Source organism: Janthinobacterium lividum (genome assembly GCF_011601275.1).
In the GTDB taxonomy this organism is placed as follows: Bacteria; Pseudomonadota; Gammaproteobacteria; order Burkholderiales; family Burkholderiaceae_D; genus Janthinobacterium; species Janthinobacterium lividum_E.
Genome location: NZ_JAAOLY010000005.1, coordinates 160,322 through 182,003, shown reverse-complemented (window position 1 = coordinate 182,003; position 21,682 = coordinate 160,322). Strand labels below are relative to the sequence as shown.

Here is a 21,682-nt window from a genome sequence, read left to right as displayed (position 1 = left end):
ACCGCTGGCGTCAGCCAGCAGAACTGCACGGGCATGCCTCAATCGCCCTGCTGTTGCCAAACCGCCTTACCACCCTTGATATAGATCAAGGCACTGGCAGAGCCCTCTTTCGCCACCACGATCCCGTCCGTTTTCAGCTTGAGCGACTTTTCATGATAACTGTGCTGGAGCGAGCCCTTGTCCTCCACTTGCCAGATTTCCAGCCAGGCAAAATCATCACCGCCGTTGGACAAGGCATGTCCCGCACCCACGATCAGAGGCGCCGTCTTCTGTCTGAACAGGAAGACGATACCCTCTTTCTTGCTGTCCTTGTTTTTGACGAGGACAGCCAGGTCGCCCTTGCCATCGCCATCGAAGTCGCCGCGCAAGACGAAGGGATTAATACGGGCGCTGACTTCAACGCCTTCGCGTTTGGCCAGGCTATCGAGCTGTTGCGTCGCCCAGGCCGGCAATTGCGCCTGCGGCGGCAAGGCCTGCGCACCCGCCATGCCGGTGGCGAACACTAAAGCGACTGTCACTGCCATGCTTCTGCAATTCATGGGACGGCTCCATCGAGACGAAGAATCGGGTGGCACCCGGCGGTTCCGGGTGTGCAGGCAGAATAGCATTATCAGAAAATACTTGCACTGCCTCAACTGTATCCGCTTCACATTCGATGCCCGTGCAGACGGATAAGTTACGGTCGCTTGCTGATCTGCCAGCGACTGGCGGCCTGTGGCGTATTAAAATACCGTCCCATGACCTCCCCCGCCTCGACCTCCTCCCTCCCCGACAGCATCTTGCTCCCTTCCCTGGCCGTATTGGGAGGGCAGATTTCCGTCAATTTGGGGGCGGCGATTGCGAAGAATCTGTTTCCTGTCATCGGGGTCGAGGGGATTACGGCGTACAGGGTGGGGTTTTCAGCGCTGATCCTGCTGGCCATCTTCCGGCCGTGGCGCTACCGGCTGACGCGCAAGGATGTGCTCAATTTGCTGGTCTATGGTTCCGTGCTGGGATTGATGAACTTGCTGATTTACCGGGCGTTTGCACTGATACCGATCGGCATTGCGGTCGCCATCGAAGTAACGGGGCCGCTGGCCGTGGCCATGCTGTCGTCGCGCCGGCCGCGCGATTTGCTGGCCGTCGCCTGCGCCGTGTTCGGTTTATATCTGCTGCTGCCCCTGCAAGGCAGTCCGGGCAGCCTGAACCCCGTCGGCGTGGCGTACGCGCTGGGGGCGGCGCTGTGCTGGGCGCTGTACATCATCTTCGGCAAGCGCGCCTCGACCTTGCAGGGGGGCCAGGCCGTGGCTTGGGGCATGACGGTGGCGGCCATGGTGACGGTGCCCATCGGCGTTGCATATTCGGGCACGGCGCTGCTGGCGCCATCGATTGCCTTGATGGGCCTGGCCATCGCCATGCTGTCCAGCGCCCTGCCATATTCGCTGGAAATCTTCGCCCTGCGCCGCTTGCCGCAAGGCGTGTTCGGCATGTTCAGCAGCGCGGCGCCGGCCGTCAGCGCGCTGGCCGCCATGGTGGTGCTGGGAGAAATGCTGAGCCTGACCCAGTGGCTGGCCATCGCCTGCATCGTGTTCGCGTCGGCCATGGCGGCGCTGGGTGCCCAAGGCGGCAAGCGCTAGCGGTATTCAGTGCATTCTGCAGCGGCTCCTGCATAACTGCCTGGCATCGCTGCCCAAGTGGCGGGCAGGTTTCGATGCCCGCCTGTAAAATGCGTCATCGCTTGCCATATCATGCATCTCTGCCTCACCGATGACATCCACATTTCTTTTTCGCTTGCTCTCTCCTCTGGCCACGGCAACCCTGCTGTTGGCGCCAGCCGCCGTCGCGCAGGCTGCCGCTCCGGCCGCCCTCAAAGGCAATGCCGAAGCGGGCAAGGCAGCGTTTCGCAAGTGCGCTTCCTGCCACCAGGTGGGGCCATCGGCGCGCGGCGGCTTCGGCCCCAAGCTGACGGGCGTGATCGGCCGCAAAGCCGGCGCCACCACCGACTACAAGTATTCGGCGGCCATGAAAAACGCGAATATCGTCTGGACCGAGCAAAACCTGGCCAGCTTCCTGAAAGCACCGAGCGACTTCATTCCCGGCAATAACATGCGTTTCTGGGGCATCGGCAATGCGCAGCAGGTGGCCGATTTGCTGGCCTACCTGCGCACGCAGTAAACGCGCCCTAGGTTGCGCATGCCATCCGCGCAGACAACACGCCACTACCGACGTGCACTCGCACCGCATCCAGTTCATGACGCCAGATCAAGCCTCCAGCGCTTGCAGCACGCCCTTGCGCTTCTTGTGCGCTGCTTCATAGGCACGCAGCCGCTTGCGCTGAGCGGCGGACAGGCCGTCCAGCTTGTCGCGGATCTGCGCCACCGTCAATTGCTGGTAGCCTTCGATAGGCAAGTCCGGCGGTGACGCATCCGAAGCAGCGCCGCCGGCTTTTTTCCGCCCCTGCGCTTCCTTCGTTTCACCTGATTGCGCCCTTTGCTTGTTCACGATGCGCGCCGCGACTTCTTCCTCGCGGCCCGGATAGCGTCCTTCCTGCTTGAAATCCCGTTCCAGCTTCTTGAATTCGCGTTCACGCTTGGGGCTTGCACCAACAGGCATGTGTCCTCCCGTCTAGGGTTTGGCCGGCAACTTGCGCAGGCACAAATAAATGGAATACAGCGCCGCCAGCCCCACCAGTACATACACGCCGCGCGAAGCGGCCGTCATGGCGCCGAGGATGCTGGCCACAATATCGATATCGAACAAGCCCACCAGCGCCCAGTTCAAGCCGCCCACGATCAACAGAATCATGGAGATCCAGTCGACTACGTTCAAGCGCTTTGCCGACATTTCCTGTTTTGCCGCACCATCCGATCCTGCCTGGATATTCGCCATATCATCCTCCTGTAAGAAAGGACCCGCCGCCGGGTCTATCAAGGAACAGTGTAGGCGCGGCACCGGCACGCGCCAGTCGGACGATGCCGGGCATTGAAGTAGGAAGACTCTGTAATCAAGCGGGTGATTTTATCTGGCAACAACGCCAAGCGCATCGGACAACTGCAAACTCATTGCCACAGTTGCTTGTACATGATGGTGGTGGCGTCCAGGCGGTTGCCGTCCGGCGCCAGCGCATAGGCGGGGATGCTGCCCGCCACCATATAGCCGAGCGACAAGTACAACGGTTCCGCATGGTCGCCGCTGCGCGTGTCCAGGGTCAGCAGGCTGCGTGGCAAGAGGCGCGCCTGTGCTTCCAGCGCCTGCATCAGCTGGCGGGCGATGCCGTGCCGACGGAAAGCGGGGGCGACCAACAGCTTGCGCACTTCGGCCCGGTGCGCCTGGTTGGGATTGGTATCCCAGTCCAGCTGCACGGCGCCCGCCACGCAGCCATCAACTTCAGCCACCAGCAACAGGCGCACGCCACGCGTCACGGCCGGCAACACGTTATCGGTCCAGAACGCCTGGCTGGCCGCCGTATCAAACGGCAAGATAAAACCGATGCTGGCGCCGTCGTGCACGCAGTCTTGCAGCAAGGCACCCAGTTCCGGCAAGCGTTCACGAATATCGGCGGGGGAAAGATGGCGTAGCGATGCGGGCATGGCGACCTCAGACAAGAAAAAGAAAATAGCGGGCGCCGCTGTCTGGCGGCGTCACGAACGCGCTGGCGCCATGCAGCTGATAGCGCAAGCAGTCGCCGGCCAGCAAATTGTGCGAGCGGCCATCGACCGTCACGTTCAGCTTGCCTTCCTGCAACAACAGATGGTGTTCCATGCCGGGCCGGGGCGAAGCGGCATAAGTGATCGTCACGCCCGCATCGAGTTCGCATTCGAGCGCTTCGCCAGCCAGCGCGCGCGACGGCGGCGAGACGGAACGGCGCCGGAAACCCGTGTCCGGGTCCGTCCACATGCTTTGCTGGGCCCGCCGCAACAGGGGCGGGAAATCGTCTTCCACCATGCGCAGCAGACGCGACATGGCCAGGCCGTATGCGGCGCACAGCTTGCCCAGCACGCTAGTCGTCGGGCTGACGTCGCCATTTTCCAGGCGCGACAGGGTAGCGCGGCTGACCTGGCTGGCGCTGGCAAGCTGGTCCAGCGACCAGCCCTGCTCCACGCGCAACTGTTTTAAACGTGCCGCCAGCCGCTGTTCCGTGTCGTTATCAGTCAATGTTAAATTTTCCATATACGGGAATTTATCCCACATAAGAGAACTTGGCAAGCAGTTGCTGCACAGTTGCTCAGCGCACGGACCTGCGGCCGGACCTCGGGCACGATACGCCATCACTTCAAGGAGAAGCCATGGCTACCACTCCCGCGACTCCCCAGCCACGCCTGGGCCAGGCGCCCGCGCCGCTGGGCAGGGTCGAATTCCATTTGCAGTTCATTCGCTCGTATGCCGATCCCGCGTTCGACGCCGTGCGCGGCGCCCTGGTGCAGGTGGAGGAAGTGGCGTGGAAGAATTACCAGGATGGCCGCAAGGCGCCCGTGACACAGAAGGCTGGGCCCGGTTTTCTAGACCCCGACTACGACTTGTCCGTGGAGTGGAAAGCCACGCGCGACCGTCTGCTGGCCGCCGAAGCGCGCCAGAAAGACCCCGCCACGGCGTCGCGCGTGCTGCTGGTCTGCGGTGCGGCGCGCAATGACGGTTCTTGCCCTGGCGAAATGTCGAAAACGTGGCGCATGACGCAATGGGCCAAGGAAGTGCTGCAGGCCGACAAAATCGAAACGGACGTGCTGGACCTGAGCCTGCTGACCTCCTCGTATGATTTGCACATTCATCCGTGCAAGGGCTGTGTCTCGACGGCCATGCCCCTGTGCCACTGGCCATGCAGTTGCTACCCGAACCATGGCGAACGGCAGACGAATGACTGGATGGCGGAGATTTACGAGCGCTGGACGGCCGCGCACGCCGTCATCCTCCTCACGCCCGTGTACTGGTACCAGACGCCCAGCGTGCTCAAGCTGATGATAGACCGGCTCGTGTGCGCCGATGGCGGCAACCCCGATCCCACGTCCACGCACGGCAAGAAAGCCATGGAAGCGAAGGCACTCGAATTGCAAGGCTGGAATTACCCGAAACACCTGGCCGGGCGCGCGTATGGCCTCGTCGTGCACGGTGATGTGGCCGGCATCGAAGGCGTGCGGCGGGGCCTGTCCGACTGGCTGGACTGGATGGGCCTGGTTGACGCAGGCGCCAAGGCGCGGCTGGACCGCTACATCGGCTATTATGACAGTTACGCGCAAAGCCACGATGCCCTCGACCATGACACCAATCTGCAGGAAGAAGTGCGCAACGTGGCGCGCGCCGTGGCCGTGGCCGTCAAGCGGCTGCGCGCAGGCACGCTGGCGCCACCGGATGCGGAACTCCAGCCTCCCCGGCCAAAATGAAACCCGGCACTACTACCCCACCATGCGCGAGGCGTGACGGCACAGCTCCAGGAAACCGGCCAGGCGCGGCGAGAGTATCTTCTTGGACTGGCGGATCAGATAAAAGTTGCGCTCCAGCGGTGGCAGCATGGTCTCGAGTTCCACCAGTTGTCCGCTGGCCAGCAGATCGGCCACGACGACGCGCGACAGGCAGGCGATGCCTAGGCCCGCCGCCGCGCCATATTTGATGGCTTCCGAATTGCTGAATTCGCCTGCGGCGCGCAGATAGTGCAGATACGGCACCAGCGCCTGCTCGACGGCTTCGCGCGTGCCCGAGCCCGCTTCACGCAGCAGCCAGCCCGCCTGGTTCAGCTCCGTAAAACTGAGCAGATGGCGCAGCTGCGCCAGCGGATGCGTGGGCGCGGCCACGATCAGCATCTGGTCCGTCAGCCATGGCTCGACCAGCAAGCCCGCTTCATGGCACGGCCCTTCGATCAGACCGATATCGACACGGAACTCGGCCACGGCGGCCGCGATGTCGGCCGTGTTGGCAATCGTCACCTGGGGAATGCTGCGCCCGTATTGCTGCGCCGCCTGCGCCAGGATCTGCGGCAGCAAATAGATGCCGATGGTGGTGCTGGCGCCGATTTGCAGGCTGACGGACACGGACGGGTCAGCGCCCGCGAACTGGCGTTCGATGCTGGCGGCCCCGTCGCGCATCTGCCGCGCTTGCGGCAACAGCAGGCGGCCATTGTCGTTGAGCAGCAACCGCTTGCCCACACGGTCAAACAGTTGCGCGCCCAGCAAGGCTTCCAGCTCGTTCAGGGACGCGCTGGTGGCCGATTGCGACAGAGCGATCAACTCCCCAGCCGCGCTGGTGCTGCCCGTGTCCGCCACGGCGAGGAATATCTGCAACTGCCGCAAGGTCAACGCCATCTCATATACGCACTGAATAGGTTAAACATACAAAAACAATCCGTTTTACCATTTAATCAGCGAACTGTACAGTCATGCCATACGAACCAAGAACCATGGAGTACGGCATGTCATCCCTCTCAACAACGAACACAACAAGTTTCAGCGACCGCTATGGCCGTCTTCTGCCAGGCCTGCTGCTGAGCGGCCTGATCGCCTGGGGCGCCATTCAGTTGGGCAAGCTGGAATGGATGCAAAGCCACGGCATGAGCGCACTGACCCTGGCCATCATGCTGGGCATCGTGCTGGGCAACAGCGTGTATGGCCGCCTCGCGCCCACTTGCGGCGCGGGCGTGGCCTTTTCCAAGCAGACTTTATTGCGACTCGGCATCATCCTGTACGGCTTCCGTTTGACCTTCCAGGATATCGGGCAAGTCGGGCTGGCCGGCATCGCCATTGACGCGCTGGTGCTGGCGTCAACGTTTGGCCTGGCTATGTTCCTCGGCACCAAAGTGTTCAAGCTGGAACGCAACAGCACCATCCTGATCGGCGCGGGCAGTTCGATCTGCGGCGCTGCGGCCGTGATGGCGACGGAACCCGTTGTCAAGGGACGCAGCGAGGATGTGACCGTTGCCGTCTCCACCGTTGTTGTGTTCGGCACCATCGCCATCTTTTTGTATCCCTTGCTGTATCGGCTGAACCTGGGCTGGCATGTGCTGGGCGCCACGCCTGCCGCCTTTGGCGTGTATATCGGCTCGACCGTGCATGAAGTGGCGCAAGTGGTGGCGGCCGGCAAGTCGATCGGGCAGGAAGCGGCGAATGCGGCCGTGATCGCCAAGATGGTGCGCGTGATGATGCTGGCGCCGTTTCTCGTCATCCTGTCGGCCGTGCTGGCGCACGGCAAGGCGAAGGCCGGTGGCAAGGAAAAGGCGGCCAAGCTGGCCATCCCCTGGTTCGCCTTCATCTTCATTGCCGTGGTGGCCTTCAATTCGCTGGGCCTGCTGCCAGCGGGCACCGTGGCCACCATTACCGAACTCGACACCGCCTTGCTGGCCATGGCCATGGCGGCCCTGGGCTTGACGACGCACATGTCGGCCATCCGCCGCGCCGGCATCAAGCCCCTGCTGCTGGCCGGCCTGCTGTTCTGCTGGCTGATCGCCGGTGGCGCCGCCATCAACCACGTGGTCGCCAGCCTGTTTGCGTGAAACTGGGCAGTTTTACGCCGGGGCCGCTGACGCGGGAGCCGAAAACTTCGTACAATATAGCTGCTTTTACTCTCAAACCGGCTTCGGCCCCACCCAGGAACATCCATGCACCTCTCGAACTGGCTGCTTTTCTGCAGCGTCGCCCTGCTCGTCACGTTTTCTCCCGGCCCGGCCGTCTTGCTGGCCATCTCGAACGCCATCGCCGTCGGCCCGCGCCGCGCGATGATCAGCAGCATGGGCAATGGTTTTGGCCTGTTCATCATTTCCGGCGTGGCCATGGCCGGCATGGGCGTCGTGCTGGCCACCTCGGCCACGGCCTTCATGCTGCTGAAACTGGCCGGCGCCCTGTACCTCGTGTACCTGGGCATCAAGCAATGGCGCAGCAAGACCAGCGTCGTGGCCGATGCGCCCGTGGTGGCCGGCGCGGCGAATCCGAATTCGTTCTGGAAATTGTTCCGCCAGGGCTTGACGGTGGCGCTGACCAATCCGAAAGCCATCCTGTTCTTCTCGGCACTGTTCCCGCAATTCATCACGCCAGGCGAGCCCGTGGCCATCCAGTTCACCGTGCTGACGACCTCGTTTGTCGCCTGCGCCATGCTGGCCCACTTGTTCTACGCCAACCTGGCGCGCCTGCTGAAAACCCAGCTGGCCACGCCGGGCCGCGCCAAGTTGTTCAACCGCATCACGGGCGGCGCCTTCGTCTTGCTGGGACTGAGCCTGCTGCGCCTGCGCAGCAAGGCGGCGTAAAGCCACTAAGCCAATAAAAACGCCTCGATGCTGGCCGCCAGGGCCAGCGGCGTTTCATTCATCGGATAGTGTCCCGTATTGCCCAGCACCTCGAGCCGGGCTTGCGGGTACCACGCCAGATACGTGCGGCGCATCAGCGCCGCATCGAAACGGGGATCATGCTCCCCCACCAGCGCCAGCAATGGCAGTGCCACACGCGCTGCCTTGATTTCTTCGCTGAAATCCGTTTCGCTCCACGCGAGGAAATAGGCGGCGAACGCGGCCGGATCCGCACTTTCCCACGAATATTGCGCCTTCCAGTCCAGCCAGACGGCAGGCAAGCGTTCTCCCGTGCTGCGGTTGATGATGGCGCGCCGCGCATTGACGTTCCCGCTGGCGTCGAGGAACAGTTGCCGCGCCGCCCCATCGAGCGTCACGCCACAGCATGGCACGGGCGCCACGGCCACGAGCTTGCGCAAACGCAAGGGCGCCAGCAAGGCCAGCCGTTCCAGCGCCATGCCGCCCATCGAGTGTCCCACCACGCTGAAGGTGGCGAAGCCCAGCGCATCGGCCAGGGCCAGGGCGTCGCGGGCAACCTCGTCCATCGAGTAGCTGCCCTGCGCACCGCGCATGCCGCCATAGCCGCGATTGTCCATGAAGACATAGGTGAAAGCATCGCCATCAAGGGCCGCTTCCATCGGCGCGAACGCGTGCGCGTCGCCAAACCAGCCGTGCAGGACGATGACGGCGTGGGGACCATGGCCCACGCGATGACAGGTATTATGCATGTTCACTCCTGAAAAAGAGTGTGATGGTAAGCGACAAGCAAGCGGCCCGCCTTCACTAGCAGGTCAAATACTGTAGAGTATGGGCCATGGATGATTTTTATACGGAAGTGCCCCGCCCACTGGTCGCCACGGTGCGCGACTATGCGGCAGGCGCAATGTTTCCGAGTCACAGCCATGCGCGCGGGCAATTTGCGCATGCGGCGCGCGGCGTCATCAGCGTGCACACGCCGCAAGGCAACTGGCTGGTGCCGCCGCAACGCGCCTGCTGGGTACCGGCCCAGCTCGTCCACGGCATGCGCATGCATGGCGCCGTGACCATGCACAATATATTTATCGATGCACCAGCCATCGCCGGAGCCGGCATGCCGTCCCACTGCCAGGTGCTGGACACACCGCCGCTGCTGCGCCAGTTGCTGGCCGAGGCCATGACCGTCGATGCCTTGTATGCGGAGCAATCTCGGGCCGGACGATTGATGGCCTTGCTGCTCGATGAGATTGCCGCCGCCCGGCCCCTGCCCCTGAGCGCGCCCCTGCCGCAGGAACCGCGGCTGGCGCGGCTATGCATGGAGATGCTCCAGCAACCGAGCGTGGACAGCGGCCTCGATGCGATGGCGGCGCAGGCCGGCATGAGCCGGCGTACCTTTACGCGGCAGTTCCGCGCCCAGACGGGGCTGGGCTTTGCCCAATGGCGCCAGCAAGCATGCCTGCTGGCGGCCATCACGCGGCTGGCCGAGGGGCAAGCCGTCACCCGCGTGGCGCTCGACCTCGGCTATGCCAGCCCCAGCGCCTTCACGGCCGCCTTCCGCCGCGTACTGGGCCAGGCGCCCAGCGACTATTTAACCTAGGAAATGATGGCGGCGATGCGCTGCGCCAGCGCCTGCGCCAGTTTCTGCACATGGTAGCCGTCGACAAAGCCATGGTGGGCTTGCGCGGAAAACGGCACGCGCATGCGGCCATCGTCCTGAGCGGGGCCGAACTTGCCCCAAGTAAAGGTCGGGATATCGGCGTCGCCGTGGCGGTAGACAGGGTGCTCGATGGCTGCCAGCTCCAGCCAAGGCAGGCAGGTGATGAAGATATTATTGCGTTGCTCGCGCTCGGTCTCTCCTTCACCCGTATTGATCAGCGCGGAACTTGCTTCGGCAAGGCGTTTCGCTTCCAGGCTGCGCGCGATGAAGAGATCGAGCTGGTCCGTCATCGCGAAGCGCGTGTAGTTGAGGTTTTCGTCGCCGTTGATGACGGTGTAGGAAGCGGGAAAATCGTCGATCTTGATCACTTCGCCCTGGTAGATGCGGTACATGAAATTGTCGATCTCCCTGACCGTATTGAGCAGGCAAAACAGGAAAAAGTGGAATACGGGAATTTTCCGTTCCTTGCACCAGGGCCGGAAATCCGGCACGTCGAGCTGGAAATTGATGTTGACGAGGGGATTGTCAAACGCCCGGAACAAGTCATAGCGGTCGCGCCGCTTTTCAAAATTTTTCATGCGGCGAGTGTAGACGATGGCAGTGCTGGCGGGCAAGTCGTGCCGTATCGGCTTGCCAGTAATTTGCCAGGGCGTCCAGCGCATACTGTCCGGACAGGCTCTCATCCACCTGCGCGACAAATGTCAGGAATAGCACGACGGCATGTCTTTGCGCCGCATTGAAGACGGCGTATTTCGCGATGGCATGCGCGCGCAAATCCCGGTTCCGTTCAAACGGAGAAAGCGCATGCACCGTCATTCCAAGCACATCTGTTTCCCAGCTTGTCCTATGCTGATATGCCACGGCGTAGCGCATGTATGCCGGCAAGTAATACAGAAATTCCTCAGCCTCCATATGGGCGAGCAAACCTTCGCACTCCTCGATTTCAGCATCGGGAATCTCTTGCCAAATCGAATCGACTCGATCCTTGCCGCTTGCCACCCATTCCCTCTCGCTGATGTCCTCCGACATACCGTATTTATCCGTCAAGAGAAATTGGCGCAAAGATGTTTCCGCGCGCTGCGTACCAGCGAACTCGCGTTCAATGCAGGCGATCAGGCTGGCCGCGTCCGCCGTGGCCGTCGATAAATTATCTGAACAATTCATTCAAAATCCCTGGATATCCCCAAAATGGCCCGGGCCACCTCCGCCACGCCCTCTTCCAGCTCGCCAGGCGTTGGCGTCAGGGCAAAGCGGGTCAATTCACCGTTCAAGGCCGCCGCCAGCCCAGGAGCATGGCGCACGATGCCCTGCAAAATAAAATACTTCCATTGTTCGTCGTTACCGGCCAGTACCGTTTTCACATGCGGGCCAAGGCGCGGACCGATATCCGCCAGATACGGCAGCAGCACGGCGGCCACGGGCCAGTTCGCATCCTGCACCCACTCCAGGATCTGCGGCATGGCAGGAGCAATGTCGTCCCATGGCAATGCGATCAGGGCTTGCGCATGCTGCGTATCGTGTTTATCGCGTGGCAATGGCAGAGTCATGCGTGGTGTCATGCGGCGCCGCCGTGCGCCAGGCCCCGCTGCACTTTCCACGCCAGCGGTAAAGTGAGCAGCAACACGGCCGCCAGCACGAGCAAGGCCGTGGGCACGCTCGTATGGTCGCCCAGCGCGCCAAACAGCACAGGCGACAGCGCTCCGCCGCCGATGCTGCCCGTGTAGAACAGGGCAAACGCGTGCTCGCGCTTGCCGGGCTCGGCCAGTTCCGGCACGGCGCCATACAGGACGGACGAGGTGCCGTTCAGCGCCAGCCCCAGCAGCGGCAGCATGGCCATGACGCCGGCCAGCGGCAGCCACAGGGCCAGCACGATCAGCAGCGAGGTCATCGATTCCGTCAGCCATACGGTTTTCATCATGCCGATGCGCGCGCCCAGATAGCCGCACAGCAGCTTGCCAAAGGCGCCGCCCACGAACAGCAACGATAAGGCCACGCCGATGCCGGCCGTGCCCGCCCCCTTGCTTTTCAGCAAGAATGGCAAGAAGGTGAGAAAGCCCATGCGCACGGCGCTGTCCAGGGTGCCCGTGGCCAGCAAGGCGCGGAAGCTCGCGGGCGAACCATTGCCCGCAATGGGCTTGCTGACTTTTTTCTGGCTGGCCTGGATGTCGCCGGGCTTGGGCAGCAGCCACCACAGCAAGCCGGCCGCCGCCAGCCCCAGCAAGCCCAGCAGCGAGACGCTGGCTTGCCAGCTGCACACTAATAACAGCAAACCCACCAGCGCGGGTATCAGGGTCTTGCCGATATCGCCGGCAAAGTTGTAGTGCGACAGCGCCTCCTTCACGCCGCCGCCCGCCTCGTGCGTGTCGGTGACGATGGACGAGGCCAGCGGATGCTGGGTGCTGGCGCCCAGGCCGCCCAGCAGCAAGGCGAACAGCAGCACGGCCAGGCCGCCCGCCTGCCCCGCGACCAGATAGGCGACGCCGGCCAGCGCCGTGCCGCCCACCAGCAGGCGTTCGCGCCCCCAGCGCCTGGCCATGCGGCTGGCCAGCAACTGGAAGCCGGCCATCATGCCCGAGTACGAGCCGCGCAACAGGCCCACCATGGCATAGCTGATGGCAAACTGCGCCTGCCAGATGGGTAGCAGCACATAGATCACGTCCGTCAGGCCGTCGTGCACGGCATGCGCGCTGCAGGCGGCGAACAGCGAGCGGCGGCGCAGGGATTTGTCGGTAACGGTGGAGGTGGCGGACAGCGAGGTGGCGGAGGGGTCGGTCATGAATGACGGTACATGCGGGAAATCAGGAGGCGATCAGCTTACACCAATCGGCGCGGATCATCTTGATTTGGCAGCGCCAAGCAAGCTTGCGCCGCACTAGCATTGATTGCCTAGCGCCTGGCGCCACGCCTGCTCAAAGTCCGCCTGACAAATTTCTACGCCGGAAAACTCGGCATGAGCATTGATCTCGTCCAGCGGCGGGACTGGCACGTTCCCCAGTTCGACAGCCATCGATGCCGCCGTAACATGGGCGAAACCGACGCCGCCATCGATGAAAAATTCCAGTTTGCGCGTTTCATAACCGTTACGGTCAAGCTCGGACATCAGGCGCACCGGATCAGCCTTGTTCTCATGGAACCATGTGACGTCGATATAGCGCATCGGAAAATTCCCGCATTGAGAGAAAGATAATACAAATATAGCATGCTCCAATGGAACCCTGATGCAACTAGCATCGCTGTCAGCTTCGGTCGAGGCTGACAGCGGCGCAAGGCAAGCCGCCTTACTTATCCTTACTTGGCCATCGCATCCTTGGCCATGCCATCTTTCTTCATTTCATCCTTCTTCATGCCGTCTTTCGCCATGCCATCCTTGGCCATGTGGTCTTTTTTCATGTGCTTCTTGGCCATCGGCTTCTTCATGCCGTCCTTGCCCATTGCATCCTTGTGCATGGCGTCGACCGAAGCGTCCTTGGCCATCGGATCTTTTTTCATGGCGTCCTGGGCGAAAGCGGCGCCCGACATGAGGATGGCGGAAGCGATGATGGCGGTGATGGTGGTTTTCATGATATGTCCTTGTCTCAGTGTGGGATGGGCAAGATTGCCCGGTGGTAAAGCTGTTGCTGTGCTACAGGTGTTACTAAAAGTGATCAAGAGCCGCCGAACCAGTTGTAGCCCTGGTTTTCCCAATACCCTCCCGGGTAGGTGTTCGTCACGAAAATTGCCTGGATGTGTTTTGGATTCTTGTAGCCCAGCTTGGTCGGCATGCGCAGTTTCATCGGGTAGCCATACTTGGGCGGCAATTCCTGGCCGTCGTAGGTCAGGGCCATGATGGTTTGCGGATGCAGGGCCGTGGCCATGTCGATGCTCGTGAAGTAATCGTCGGCGCACTTGAAGCCGATGTATTTGGCCGTCGTGTCGGCGCCCACCCGCTTGAGGAAATGGGAAAATGGCACGCCGCCCCACTTGCCGATGGCGCTCCAGCCTTCCACGCAGATATGGCGCGTCACCTGCGTTTCCTGCGGCAAGGCGCGCAGCTGCGACAGGGTCCACGGCTTATTGTCGGCGATCAAGCCGCTCAATTCCAGGCGCCAGGCGTCGCCGTCGACCTCTTCCACTTCATCTTCGCCGTAATACGCGTTGAACGGAAACGGCCGCGTGATCATGGAATCGGGATACGTGGGCGCCAGCTTGCTCGGGTCGAACAGCCAGCCTTGTACCCGGTCGTTCATGCGCGACACCGCCGTCAAAGCCGTTTCGATGCCGGCCGGGTCGCTGGCGCTGCATCCCGTCAACAGGGACAGGCCGCCCAGGCTCAAGCTGCGCTGCAGGAACAGGCGCCGCGACGGTTGTTTAATCTGGCGCAAGGCGTCGGCCAGCATGGCCTGGCCCTCTTCTTGCACGAGGATGGATTTTTTCATGACCGTCTCCTTAGCGGCCGCGCAGCATGGCGACCAGGGTGCGCGGCACCAGCGCCACCATCAGCAGGTGCACGCCGACAAACCCCGCCAGCAGCGCCATGGCGATGAAGTGGACCCTGCGGGCGCTCTCGTAGCCGCCCATCAGCTCGCGCAGCAGGGGGAATTGCACGGATTTCCATAACACCAGGCCGGACAGCACCAGCACCATGCAGTCCAGCATGACGAACAGGTAGGCGGCGCGCTGCACCATGTTGTAGTGGCGCGGGTCCGCATGGGCCAGCTTGCCCTTCAGCGCGGCCATGAAATCAGCCAGCAGCAGACGTGGCGACAGGGGGAAGAACTGGCGCCGCAGCCGTCCCGAGACGATGTTAATCACCAGATACAGCAAGCCATTGGCCACCAGCAGCCACATGGCGGCAAAATGCCACTGCAGGGCGCCGCCCAGCCAGCCGCCAAGGGTCAGGGCGCGCGGCAGTTCGAAGGGGAAAAACGGCGCCGCGTTATAGATGCGCCAGCCGCTGGTGGCCAGCACCACGACGGCCACGGCATTGAGCCAGTGCGTGATGCGCAGCCAGGCGGGGTGGATCACGTTTGCTTGCCCGTTCATCACATCGCTCCCTTCGCGCAGGATGCCGTGCTGACGGCTTGCAGGATGGCGCTGCTGTCGCTGCGCTGCACGAAGGCCACCACTTGCAGCTGTTCCGGACGCCAGCTGGTGGGCAGCTTGACTTCGCGGCGCAGCTGGGCGCGGCCCTGCGCCAGCGCAACCGGTCCCAGCCACAGGCGCACGGCCGCATCGTGCCGCAGGGTGGCGCCGCGGTTTTCGCCGCGCAGCACTTTGGACACGATGGCGCTTTCGCTGATGGCCACATATAACTGGCCGCCCGTCCGCGCGTCCGGCGCGCTGGCATCAGCTTCCAGCAGCAGCTTGCTACCCGGCCCCGGCGTGGCGGACAGGTTGATATTGACGGGCGCGGCGGTCGCATTGATGCGGCGGATGGCGGCCGGCAGCTGCGTATCCCAGCTGCGCAATTCCGTGCCGCCCACAAAAAACTGGGGCGTATAGGCCACGTGGCGCGGCTGGTGGCGCAACAGCTCGGCCTGGCGCGCATCGAATTGCGCCTGCGCCAGCGGGTCCGTCCAGCCGATCTGGTCCCAGTAGGTGACGTGCAAGGCCAGCGGCACGATCAGGCTGGCCGCTCCCGCTTCCTTGCGCAAGGCGCTCAGGCGCTGGTCGGCGGGCGGACAGCTGGAGCAGCCTTCGCTGCTGTAGAGTTCCACCAGCGCCGCCGTCCGCGGCCCGCTTTGCACGGCGCAGCGCTGGCCGGCCGCCATCTGCGCCAAGGCCGGGGCGACCACGGCCATGCCCAGGACGGGTAAAAAGAGTGTTGCAAGGCGGTGCTTGATGTCCATGGTCTTTACCCGGTATATTGAATTAAGAAGCGTGCTTGCCTGTCAATTCGCCGCATGCCGCGGATTGGTTACAGCCACCCTCCATTATTTTTTGAATTTATTTTTTCCAACGCCTGTCACCAAAGGCCTGCATGCAACGAATACCTGTAAGCGAACGCCTGCATGGCACGGAATTGCGGCTGCATGGCTTGATGCTGCGCGGGCTCGATGGCGATGCGGCGGCCTACCGCAGTTTCTTGCAGGCCACCAGCAGCCATTTGCGCGCGTTCCTGCGCAAACGCCTGCAGCGCTGGCCGGACGAGGTGGAAGACCTGGTGCAGGAGTGTCTGCTGGCCATCCACAACCAGCGGTTGACCTACGATACGGGTGTGCCGCTGACGTCGTGGATCCATGCGATCGCACGGTATAAATTGATCGACTGGCTGCGCCGGCATGGGCGGCGCGAGGCGCAGCACTTGCCGTATGACGAAGAAGATAGCGCGCAAGAACTGTTTTCCAGCGCCAATGCCGAGGCGGCCGAAGCCAGCCGCGACCTGGCCAAGCTGCTGGCCACCTTGCCCGCGCAGCAGCGTAACGCCATCGTGCATACCAAGCTCGACGGCTGGTCCGTGCGCGACACGGCGGCCGCCATGGACATTTCGGAAGCCAGCGTCAAAGTGGCCGTGCATCGCGGCTTGAAGGCACTGGCGGCCAATTTAAGAACCGGCAATGAAGGGATAGCACCATGAAAACCGATGACTTGATCGCCATGCTGGCCAGCGGCCCCGACGTGGCCGCCGCGCCGCCGCCCGGCACGCACTGGCGCGCCGCGGGCACGTTGGGCGCCGGGCTGCTGGCCAGCGTGGCGCTGATGGCCATGTTGCTGGGCGTGCGGCCCAACCTGGAACAGCTGGCCCTGCTGCCCGACTTCTGGATCAAGGTCGGTTTCGTCATCTGCCTCTCCCTGGCGGCCTGGCATGTCAGCCGCCGCCTGTGCATGCCGGGCGCCGCCACCCGCGCCCTGCCCCTGTTGCTCGCCATGCCCCTGCTGCTGATGTGGGCGCTGGGCGCCATCATCCTGCAGGAAGCCCCGCCCGGACAACGCGCCGAGCTGTTCTGGGGCGCCACCTGGCGCAGCTGCCCCTTACTCATCGCCCTGCTGTCGCTGCCCATCCTGGCCGCCGTGCTGCGCCTGATGCGCCAGCTGGCGCCCACGCGCCTGCGCCTGGCCGGCGCGGCCGCCGGTTTTGCCGCTGGCGCCATGGCGGCCCTCGTGTACTGCCTGCACTGCCCCGAGCTGGCCGCCAGCTTCGTCGGTTTCTGGTACGTGCTGGGCATGCTGGTGCCGACCGCCATCGGCGCGGCCATCGGCCCTAAAGCACTGGCCTGGTGAACGCACTGTCCCCGCAAGCGGGACGCCGGTCAAGCGGCTTTTTCGCGTCTATCGACTTCATATCCGCAAAGTCACGCATTCTCCCCCTCCCCGCGCTGCCCTGACATAGGCCTTGACATAGCGCAACAGGCTATCGCCATCACTGGCGCGGCTGTCTGTTCTTGTCCACAAAATATTTTTTCTTGCTGATCTGCAATACCCGCGTAGATTCAAGCTCGCGCGCCAGCCTCTGACGATCGACGTCCGTTCATTGCACTACCCAAAAAATAATTCGTAGGCAGTGAATCCGATCGTGCTGGCGCCCCGTACAAGTCATGCAGCCTCGTAATCCAGACTAGTCCTATGTATGCGTATAACAATTCAGGGAGAATCGACATGTCATTGTTCCGTTCAAAAACCGCACTGGGTGCCGCCCTTCTGGGCAACTTGCTGGCCTTGGCCATCGCGCCAGCCGCCTACGCTTCCAGCCACCGCGAAGCGCCGTTCATCACGCAAAACCCGAAAGTCGACGCCACCGACTTCTATATGTTCCGCAGCTATGAAACGGGACGCGGCGCCTACACCACGCTGGTGGCCGACTATATTCCCCTGCAGGACGCCTACGGCGGCCCGAATTACTTCGCCATGGACCCGAACGCCCTGTACGAAATCCATATCGACAACAATGGCGACGGCAAGGAAGACCTCACCTTCCAGTTTCGCTTCACCAACACCATCAAGGATGGCCAGTTCACCGTGGGCGGCAAGAAAGTATCGATTCCGCTCGTCATCAACGGCGGCGCCATCGACACGGTCAACCCGGCCGGCCTGAACGTGCGCGAAACCTACAGCGTCACCGTGGTGCGGGGCGACCGCCGCACGGGCACGCGCAGCAGCGTCACGAACGCCACGGGCGGCGGCACGACCTTCGACAAGCCCGTCGACAATATCGGCAACAAAGCCATCCCCAACTACGCCGCGTATGCCGCGCAGCATGTGTACGCCGTGAACATTCCCGGCTGCGCCACGCCGGCGCGCATGTTCGTCGGCCAGCGCAAGGACCCGTTCGTGGTGAACTTGGGCGAAACGTTCGACTTGATCAACATCAAGGCGCCCGCCACGGAATTTGCCGCGAATGCGGAGTCCGCTGCCAAGGATGACCTGGCCAAGAAAAACGTCACGGCCATCGAGATGGAAGTGCCGACCGCCTGCCTGACGGCGGGCCTGGACCCCGTCATCGGCGGCTGGACCACGGCCAGCCTGCGCCAAGGCCGCCTGCTGAACCCGGCGCCGGGCACGGCCACCGCGGCCTCGAAGGAAGGCGGCGCGTGGGTGCAAGTGTCGCGCCTGGGCATGCCGCTGGTAAATGAGCTGGTGATCGGCCTAAAGGACAAGGACCGCTTCAACGCCAGCAAGCCGTCGGGCGACGCGCAATTTGCCGATTACGTCACCAACCCGACCGCTCCCGCCCTGGTGGAAGTGCTGTACGGCTCGGCCGGCGCCAAGGCGCCCACCAACTTTCCCCGCAACGACCTGGTCGCCACCTTTTTGACGGGCATCAAGGGCGTGAACCAGCCCGTCACCGTGACGGCGTCCGAAATGCTGCGCCTGAACACCTCGATCGCGGCCACCAACGTCGGTGCGCAAAACCGCCTCGGCGTCATCGGCGGCGATAACGCGGGCTTCCCGAACGGCCGCCGCCCCGGCGACGACGTGGTCGACGTGGTCCTGCGCGTGGCCATGGGCAAGCTGTGCACCCTGAACATCGGCTGCGCCCCGGCCGACGCTCCCGCCGGCGGCCTGCATTTCACGGATGGCGCCTTCCTCGACGAAACGTCGTTCACGGCAGGTTTCCCCTACCTGAAAAACCCCGTGGCCGGTTCGCCGCAGCTGTAACCAGGAGAACGCGATGAAAAAGCTCTATGCATGCGGCGCCCTGGCGCTCACGGTCCTGCTGGCCGGCTGCGGTGGCGGCAGCAGCAGCCACAGCGGCGATAACGGCGGCAACAACCCGCCTCCCGTCGTACTGCTCGACACGTTTTATGTGGCCGTCAGCAACGTCATCCTGACCACCAGCGATGACAAGGATGGCGTGGCCATCGACGCCATCATGGCGACGTCTCCGGAAAATACGGAGCCGGTACCGTTGTAACGCGCTGTAACTGAGCGCGGGCGCCGGAGACAGCGTTCTCCGGCGCCCGTGTCACTCCACCATCGATGGCATCCCCGATGAAAACACCGATTTCCCTGCTGTGCGCCTGTCTGCCCTTGCTGGCATGGGCCGCGCCCTACACGCCGAAAGATGGCGGCGCCGTCATCGAACAGCTGCCGCGCCGCGCCGACGCCACGCAACTGGCCCTGCGCGGCCTGCGCCAGCAACTCGACGCCGCGCCGCAAGACCTGGCCCTGGCCGCCGGCCTGGCCCAGCGCTACATCGCCCTTGCCCGCAGCGAAACGGATCCGCGCTACCTCGGTTATGCGCAGGCGGCGCTGGCGCCCTGGTGGCGGCAGGCTGCGCCGCCCGTGCCCGTGCGCCTGCTGCGCGCCACCATCTTGCAAAGCACCCACCATTTCGGCGCCGCCCTGCAAGACCTCGATGCCGTCATCGCCCAGGAACCGGGCAACGGCCAGGCCTGGCTGACGCGCGCCACCGTGCTCACCGTGCAAGGCGACTACGCGCAAGCGACGGCCAGCTGCGCCCGGCTGTCAGCCTTGACGGCGCAGCTTGTCACCGTCACCTGCATTGCGAACGTGGCCAGCGTCACGGGCCGCGCCGCCACCAGCGAGCGCTTGCTGGACCTGACCTTGCAGCGCAGCGCTGGCGCGGCGCCCGAACTGGAAAGCTGGGCAGCAACCCTGCTGGCGGAAATGGCCACGCGGCGCGGAGAGTGGGCGTTGGCCGAGGCGCGCTACACCAAGGCGCTGGCGCAGCAGCCGCGCGACAGCTATCTGCTGGGCGCCTACGCGGATTTCCTGCTCGACCGCCAGCGCCCGCAGGAAGTCGTCAAGCTGCTGAAAGAGCAGCAGCGCATCGACGCCCTGCTGCTGCGTTACGCGCTGGCCCTGCAGGCGCAGCCTGGCCAGCAGCCGGCGTTCCTGCCGGCGAAAGCGGAACTGGCGGCCCGCTTCAACGCCGCCATGCAGCGGGGCGACACCGTGCACCAGCGCGAACAAGCCCGTTTCGCCCTGTTTTTGCAGCAGGATGTCCCCGCCGCCTTGCAACTGGCGCAGAAAAACTGGGCCATCCAGAAGGAAGTGCCCGACATGCGCATCTTGCTGGAAGCATCGCTGGCCGCGCGCAACTATACGGCGGCACAGCCCGTGCTGGCCTGGATCGCGGCCAATGGCGTGGAAGACGTGGCCTTGCAGCGCCTCGTCAGGCAGCTGGGGCCGCAGGATGGCGCAAAAATCAGTGCTGCGAAGAAGGCAGGTGTACTGTGAAGCGATGCCTGTTCATCCTGCTGCTGTGCGCCTGGCTCGCGCCCGCGCAAGCCCACAAGCCCAGCGACAGTTACCTGAGCCTGGCCGTGCATGGCCAGCAGATCGAGGGGCAATGGGATATCGCCCTGCGCGACCTCGATTTCGCCATCGGCCTCGATGGCAACGGCGACGGCGCGCTGACGTGGGATGAAATCCGCGCGCGCCACGACGCCATCGCCGCCTACGCCTTGCAGCGCCTACAAGTGGCCAGCGACCAGGGCATCTGCCCCCTGAAGGCCACGGAGCAGCTGATCGATCATCACACAGACGGCTCCTACAGCGTGCTGCGCTTCCAGGCCAGCTGCCCCGGCGCTGCCCCGGCCAGCCTTGCCATCGGCTACACCCTGTTCGCCGACCTCGATCCGCAGCACAAGGGTTTGCTCAAGATTGATAGCGGCGGCGCCACGCAAACGGCAATCTTCGACCCGGACAGCCCGCGCCAGACGATTTCCCTGGCAGCGCCCGACCGCCTGGCGCAGTTCGGCGCCTACGTGAAACACGGCATCTGGCATATCTGGATCGGCTACGACCATATTTTGTTCTTGCTGTCCTTGCTGCTGCCGGCCGTGCTGCTGCCTGGCTTGCGCGAGCAGCAGCAAGGTTTGAAAGCAGCGTTCTATGACGTACTGAAAGTCGTCACGGCATTTACGCTTGCCCATTCCATCACCCTGAGCCTGGCCAGCCTGTCGCTCGTCTCGCTGCCATCGCGCTGGGTCGAATCGGCCATCGCCGCTTCCGTGATCCTGGCCGCGCTGAATAACCTGCTGCCGCTGTTCCGGGGCAAGCGCCCCGTAGCCGCCTTCGCGTTTGGGTTGATCCACGGTTTCGGCTTTGCCAGCGTTCTGCGCGACCTGGGCTTGCCGCAGGGTTCATTGCTGGCCAGCCTGCTGGGCTTCAACGTGGGCGTTGAAATCGGCCAGCTGGCCATCGTCGCCGCCTTCCTGCCCCTCGCCTGGCTGCTGCGCAAGACCTGGTTGTACCGGCAAGTGCTGACCGTCGGCTCGCTGGCCATCGCCTTGGTGGCGGCCGTCTGGCTGGTGGAGCGGGTTGCCGATATCAAGCTGATTTCAGCTTAATGACGTTGCTGGCCCGCCACTAGCGAACCACTAGTCAGCCACAAGCACGCGCAACCGGGCTACAATACGAACAAT

At 63.4% G+C, this 21,682-nt stretch carries 28 protein-coding genes; 12 read left to right on the top strand and 16 right to left on the bottom strand.

Annotation, left to right across the window (positions count from 1 at the left end; all coding sequences use genetic code 11):
• Positions 1 to 38: 38 nt before the first annotated feature.
• On the bottom strand, positions 39 to 524 hold the full coding sequence (locus GYK42_RS09835) for a hypothetical protein (protein WP_166447357.1): 486 nt from the start codon (positions 522 to 524) through the stop codon (positions 39 to 41).
• A 213-nt stretch (positions 525 to 737) separates the two neighbouring features.
• Here GYK42_RS09835 and GYK42_RS09830 point away from each other — a divergent pair, with 213 nt between their 5' ends.
• Positions 738 to 1,616: an EamA family transporter gene (locus tag GYK42_RS09830; RefSeq protein ID WP_166447356.1), complete on the top strand. Its 879-nt coding sequence runs from the start codon at positions 738 to 740 to the stop codon at positions 1,614 to 1,616.
• Between the two features lie 130 nt (positions 1,617 to 1,746).
• Positions 1,747 to 2,154: a c-type cytochrome gene (locus GYK42_RS09825; RefSeq protein WP_166447355.1), complete on the top strand. Its 408-nt coding sequence runs from the start codon at positions 1,747 to 1,749 to the stop codon at positions 2,152 to 2,154.
• A gap of 87 nt (positions 2,155 to 2,241) precedes the next feature.
• On the opposite strand, the gene GYK42_RS09820 is transcribed toward GYK42_RS09825, so the two are convergent.
• From GYK42_RS09820 to GYK42_RS09805, 4 genes are all read right to left on the bottom strand, one after another.
• Positions 2,242 to 2,592, bottom strand: coding sequence for a hypothetical protein (locus tag GYK42_RS09820; protein ID WP_046682818.1), 351 nt, complete (start codon positions 2,590 to 2,592; stop codon positions 2,242 to 2,244).
• A gap of 12 nt (positions 2,593 to 2,604) precedes the next feature.
• Complete coding sequence (locus GYK42_RS09815) at positions 2,605 to 2,868, bottom strand: DUF378 domain-containing protein (protein ID WP_051991725.1); 264 nt, start codon at positions 2,866 to 2,868, stop codon at positions 2,605 to 2,607.
• 170 nt (positions 2,869 to 3,038) lie between these two features.
• On the bottom strand, positions 3,039 to 3,569 hold the full coding sequence (locus tag GYK42_RS09810) for a GNAT family N-acetyltransferase (protein WP_166447354.1): 531 nt from the start codon (positions 3,567 to 3,569) through the stop codon (positions 3,039 to 3,041).
• A gap of 7 nt (positions 3,570 to 3,576) precedes the next feature.
• A complete protein-coding gene (locus tag GYK42_RS09805) occupies positions 3,577 to 4,149 on the bottom strand; it encodes a helix-turn-helix domain-containing protein (protein WP_166447353.1) in 573 nt (190 codons plus the stop codon).
• A 116-nt stretch (positions 4,150 to 4,265) separates the two neighbouring features.
• Here GYK42_RS09805 and GYK42_RS09800 point away from each other — a divergent pair, with 116 nt between their 5' ends.
• Positions 4,266 to 5,354 (top strand): flavodoxin family protein, encoded by a 1,089-nt coding sequence (locus GYK42_RS09800; RefSeq protein WP_166447352.1) that lies wholly within the window; start codon positions 4,266 to 4,268, stop codon positions 5,352 to 5,354.
• Positions 5,355 to 5,366: 12 nt separating this feature from the next.
• Here GYK42_RS09800 and GYK42_RS09795 read toward each other — a convergent pair whose 3' ends face one another.
• Complete coding sequence (locus GYK42_RS09795) at positions 5,367 to 6,269, bottom strand: LysR family transcriptional regulator (protein WP_166447351.1); 903 nt, start codon at positions 6,267 to 6,269, stop codon at positions 5,367 to 5,369.
• 107 nt (positions 6,270 to 6,376) lie between these two features.
• Here GYK42_RS09795 and GYK42_RS09790 point away from each other — a divergent pair, with 107 nt between their 5' ends.
• Both GYK42_RS09790 and GYK42_RS09785 read left to right on the top strand, forming a co-directional pair.
• Complete coding sequence (locus GYK42_RS09790; protein WP_240943533.1) at positions 6,377 to 7,453, top strand: YeiH family protein; 1,077 nt, start codon at positions 6,377 to 6,379, stop codon at positions 7,451 to 7,453.
• Between the two features lie 105 nt (positions 7,454 to 7,558).
• The gene (locus tag GYK42_RS09785; protein WP_034755914.1) at positions 7,559 to 8,200 is read left to right on the top strand and encodes a LysE family translocator; all 642 of its coding nucleotides are present in this window, start codon (positions 7,559 to 7,561) and stop codon (positions 8,198 to 8,200) included.
• A 5-nt stretch (positions 8,201 to 8,205) separates the two neighbouring features.
• On the opposite strand, the gene GYK42_RS09780 is transcribed toward GYK42_RS09785, so the two are convergent.
• Positions 8,206 to 8,967, bottom strand: coding sequence for an alpha/beta fold hydrolase (locus tag GYK42_RS09780; protein ID WP_166447349.1), 762 nt, complete (start codon positions 8,965 to 8,967; stop codon positions 8,206 to 8,208).
• 86 nt (positions 8,968 to 9,053) lie between these two features.
• Between GYK42_RS09780 and GYK42_RS09775 the strand changes: the two genes are divergently transcribed.
• On the top strand, positions 9,054 to 9,812 hold the full coding sequence (locus GYK42_RS09775) for an AraC family transcriptional regulator (RefSeq protein WP_166447348.1): 759 nt from the start codon (positions 9,054 to 9,056) through the stop codon (positions 9,810 to 9,812).
• Here GYK42_RS09775 and GYK42_RS09770 read toward each other — a convergent pair.
• From GYK42_RS09770 to GYK42_RS09730, 9 genes are all read right to left on the bottom strand, one after another.
• Positions 9,809 to 10,450, bottom strand: coding sequence for a CatA-like O-acetyltransferase (locus tag GYK42_RS09770; protein ID WP_166447347.1), 642 nt, complete (start codon positions 10,448 to 10,450; stop codon positions 9,809 to 9,811). The genes GYK42_RS09775 and GYK42_RS09770 overlap by 4 nt on opposite strands.
• Positions 10,437 to 11,036, bottom strand: coding sequence for a DUF6714 family protein (locus GYK42_RS09765; RefSeq protein ID WP_166447346.1), 600 nt, complete (start codon positions 11,034 to 11,036; stop codon positions 10,437 to 10,439). Before GYK42_RS09765 ends, GYK42_RS09770 begins: the two co-directional genes overlap by 14 nt.
• Complete coding sequence (locus GYK42_RS09760) at positions 11,033 to 11,419, bottom strand: DUF5071 domain-containing protein (protein ID WP_166447345.1); 387 nt, start codon at positions 11,417 to 11,419, stop codon at positions 11,033 to 11,035. Before GYK42_RS09760 ends, GYK42_RS09765 begins: the two co-directional genes overlap by 4 nt.
• 8 nt (positions 11,420 to 11,427) lie before the next feature.
• Positions 11,428 to 12,648 carry an MFS transporter gene (locus GYK42_RS09755; protein ID WP_166447344.1) on the bottom strand — a complete coding sequence of 407 codons (1,221 nt, stop codon included), beginning with the start codon at positions 12,646 to 12,648 and terminating at the stop codon, positions 11,428 to 11,430.
• Positions 12,649 to 12,744: 96 nt separating this feature from the next.
• Positions 12,745 to 13,029 (bottom strand): DUF6881 domain-containing protein, encoded by a 285-nt coding sequence (locus GYK42_RS09750; RefSeq protein WP_166447343.1) that lies wholly within the window; start codon positions 13,027 to 13,029, stop codon positions 12,745 to 12,747.
• A gap of 131 nt (positions 13,030 to 13,160) precedes the next feature.
• Positions 13,161 to 13,433, bottom strand: coding sequence for a pentapeptide MXKDX repeat protein (locus GYK42_RS09745; RefSeq protein ID WP_166447342.1), 273 nt, complete (start codon positions 13,431 to 13,433; stop codon positions 13,161 to 13,163).
• Positions 13,434 to 13,516: 83 nt separating this feature from the next.
• Positions 13,517 to 14,248: a molybdopterin-dependent oxidoreductase gene (locus GYK42_RS09740; RefSeq protein WP_431190166.1), complete on the bottom strand. Its 732-nt coding sequence runs from the start codon at positions 14,246 to 14,248 to the stop codon at positions 13,517 to 13,519.
• 49 nt (positions 14,249 to 14,297) lie between these two features.
• Positions 14,298 to 14,894 carry a cytochrome b/b6 domain-containing protein gene (locus GYK42_RS09735; RefSeq protein ID WP_166447340.1) on the bottom strand — a complete coding sequence of 199 codons (597 nt, stop codon included), beginning with the start codon at positions 14,892 to 14,894 and terminating at the stop codon, positions 14,298 to 14,300.
• Entirely contained in the window at positions 14,894 to 15,700 is an 807-nt protein-coding gene (locus GYK42_RS09730; protein WP_240943532.1) for a DUF1223 domain-containing protein, read from the bottom strand. Before GYK42_RS09730 ends, GYK42_RS09735 begins: the two co-directional genes overlap by 1 nt.
• 131 nt (positions 15,701 to 15,831) lie before the next feature.
• Between GYK42_RS09730 and GYK42_RS09725 the strand changes: the two genes are divergently transcribed.
• The 6 genes from GYK42_RS09725 to GYK42_RS09700 all read left to right on the top strand — a co-directional run bounded on the left by GYK42_RS09725 (position 15,832) and on the right by GYK42_RS09700 (position 21,607).
• The gene (locus GYK42_RS09725; protein ID WP_166447339.1) at positions 15,832 to 16,428 is read left to right on the top strand and encodes a sigma-70 family RNA polymerase sigma factor; all 597 of its coding nucleotides are present in this window, start codon (positions 15,832 to 15,834) and stop codon (positions 16,426 to 16,428) included.
• The gene (locus tag GYK42_RS09720; RefSeq protein ID WP_166447338.1) at positions 16,425 to 17,072 is read left to right on the top strand and encodes an NrsF family protein; all 648 of its coding nucleotides are present in this window, start codon (positions 16,425 to 16,427) and stop codon (positions 17,070 to 17,072) included. Before GYK42_RS09725 ends, GYK42_RS09720 begins: the two co-directional genes overlap by 4 nt.
• Positions 17,073 to 17,447: 375 nt before the next feature.
• On the top strand, positions 17,448 to 18,947 hold the full coding sequence (locus tag GYK42_RS09715; protein WP_166447337.1) for a DUF4331 domain-containing protein: 1,500 nt from the start codon (positions 17,448 to 17,450) through the stop codon (positions 18,945 to 18,947).
• A 13-nt stretch (positions 18,948 to 18,960) separates the two neighbouring features.
• On the top strand, positions 18,961 to 19,203 hold the full coding sequence (locus tag GYK42_RS09710) for a hypothetical protein (RefSeq protein WP_166447336.1): 243 nt from the start codon (positions 18,961 to 18,963) through the stop codon (positions 19,201 to 19,203).
• 77 nt (positions 19,204 to 19,280) lie between these two features.
• Positions 19,281 to 20,492 (top strand): hypothetical protein, encoded by a 1,212-nt coding sequence (locus GYK42_RS09705; protein WP_166447335.1) that lies wholly within the window; start codon positions 19,281 to 19,283, stop codon positions 20,490 to 20,492.
• Complete coding sequence (locus GYK42_RS09700; RefSeq protein WP_166447334.1) at positions 20,489 to 21,607, top strand: HupE/UreJ family protein; 1,119 nt, start codon at positions 20,489 to 20,491, stop codon at positions 21,605 to 21,607. The genes GYK42_RS09705 and GYK42_RS09700 overlap by 4 nt, the downstream gene beginning before the upstream one ends.
• Positions 21,608 to 21,682 lie beyond the last annotated feature (75 nt).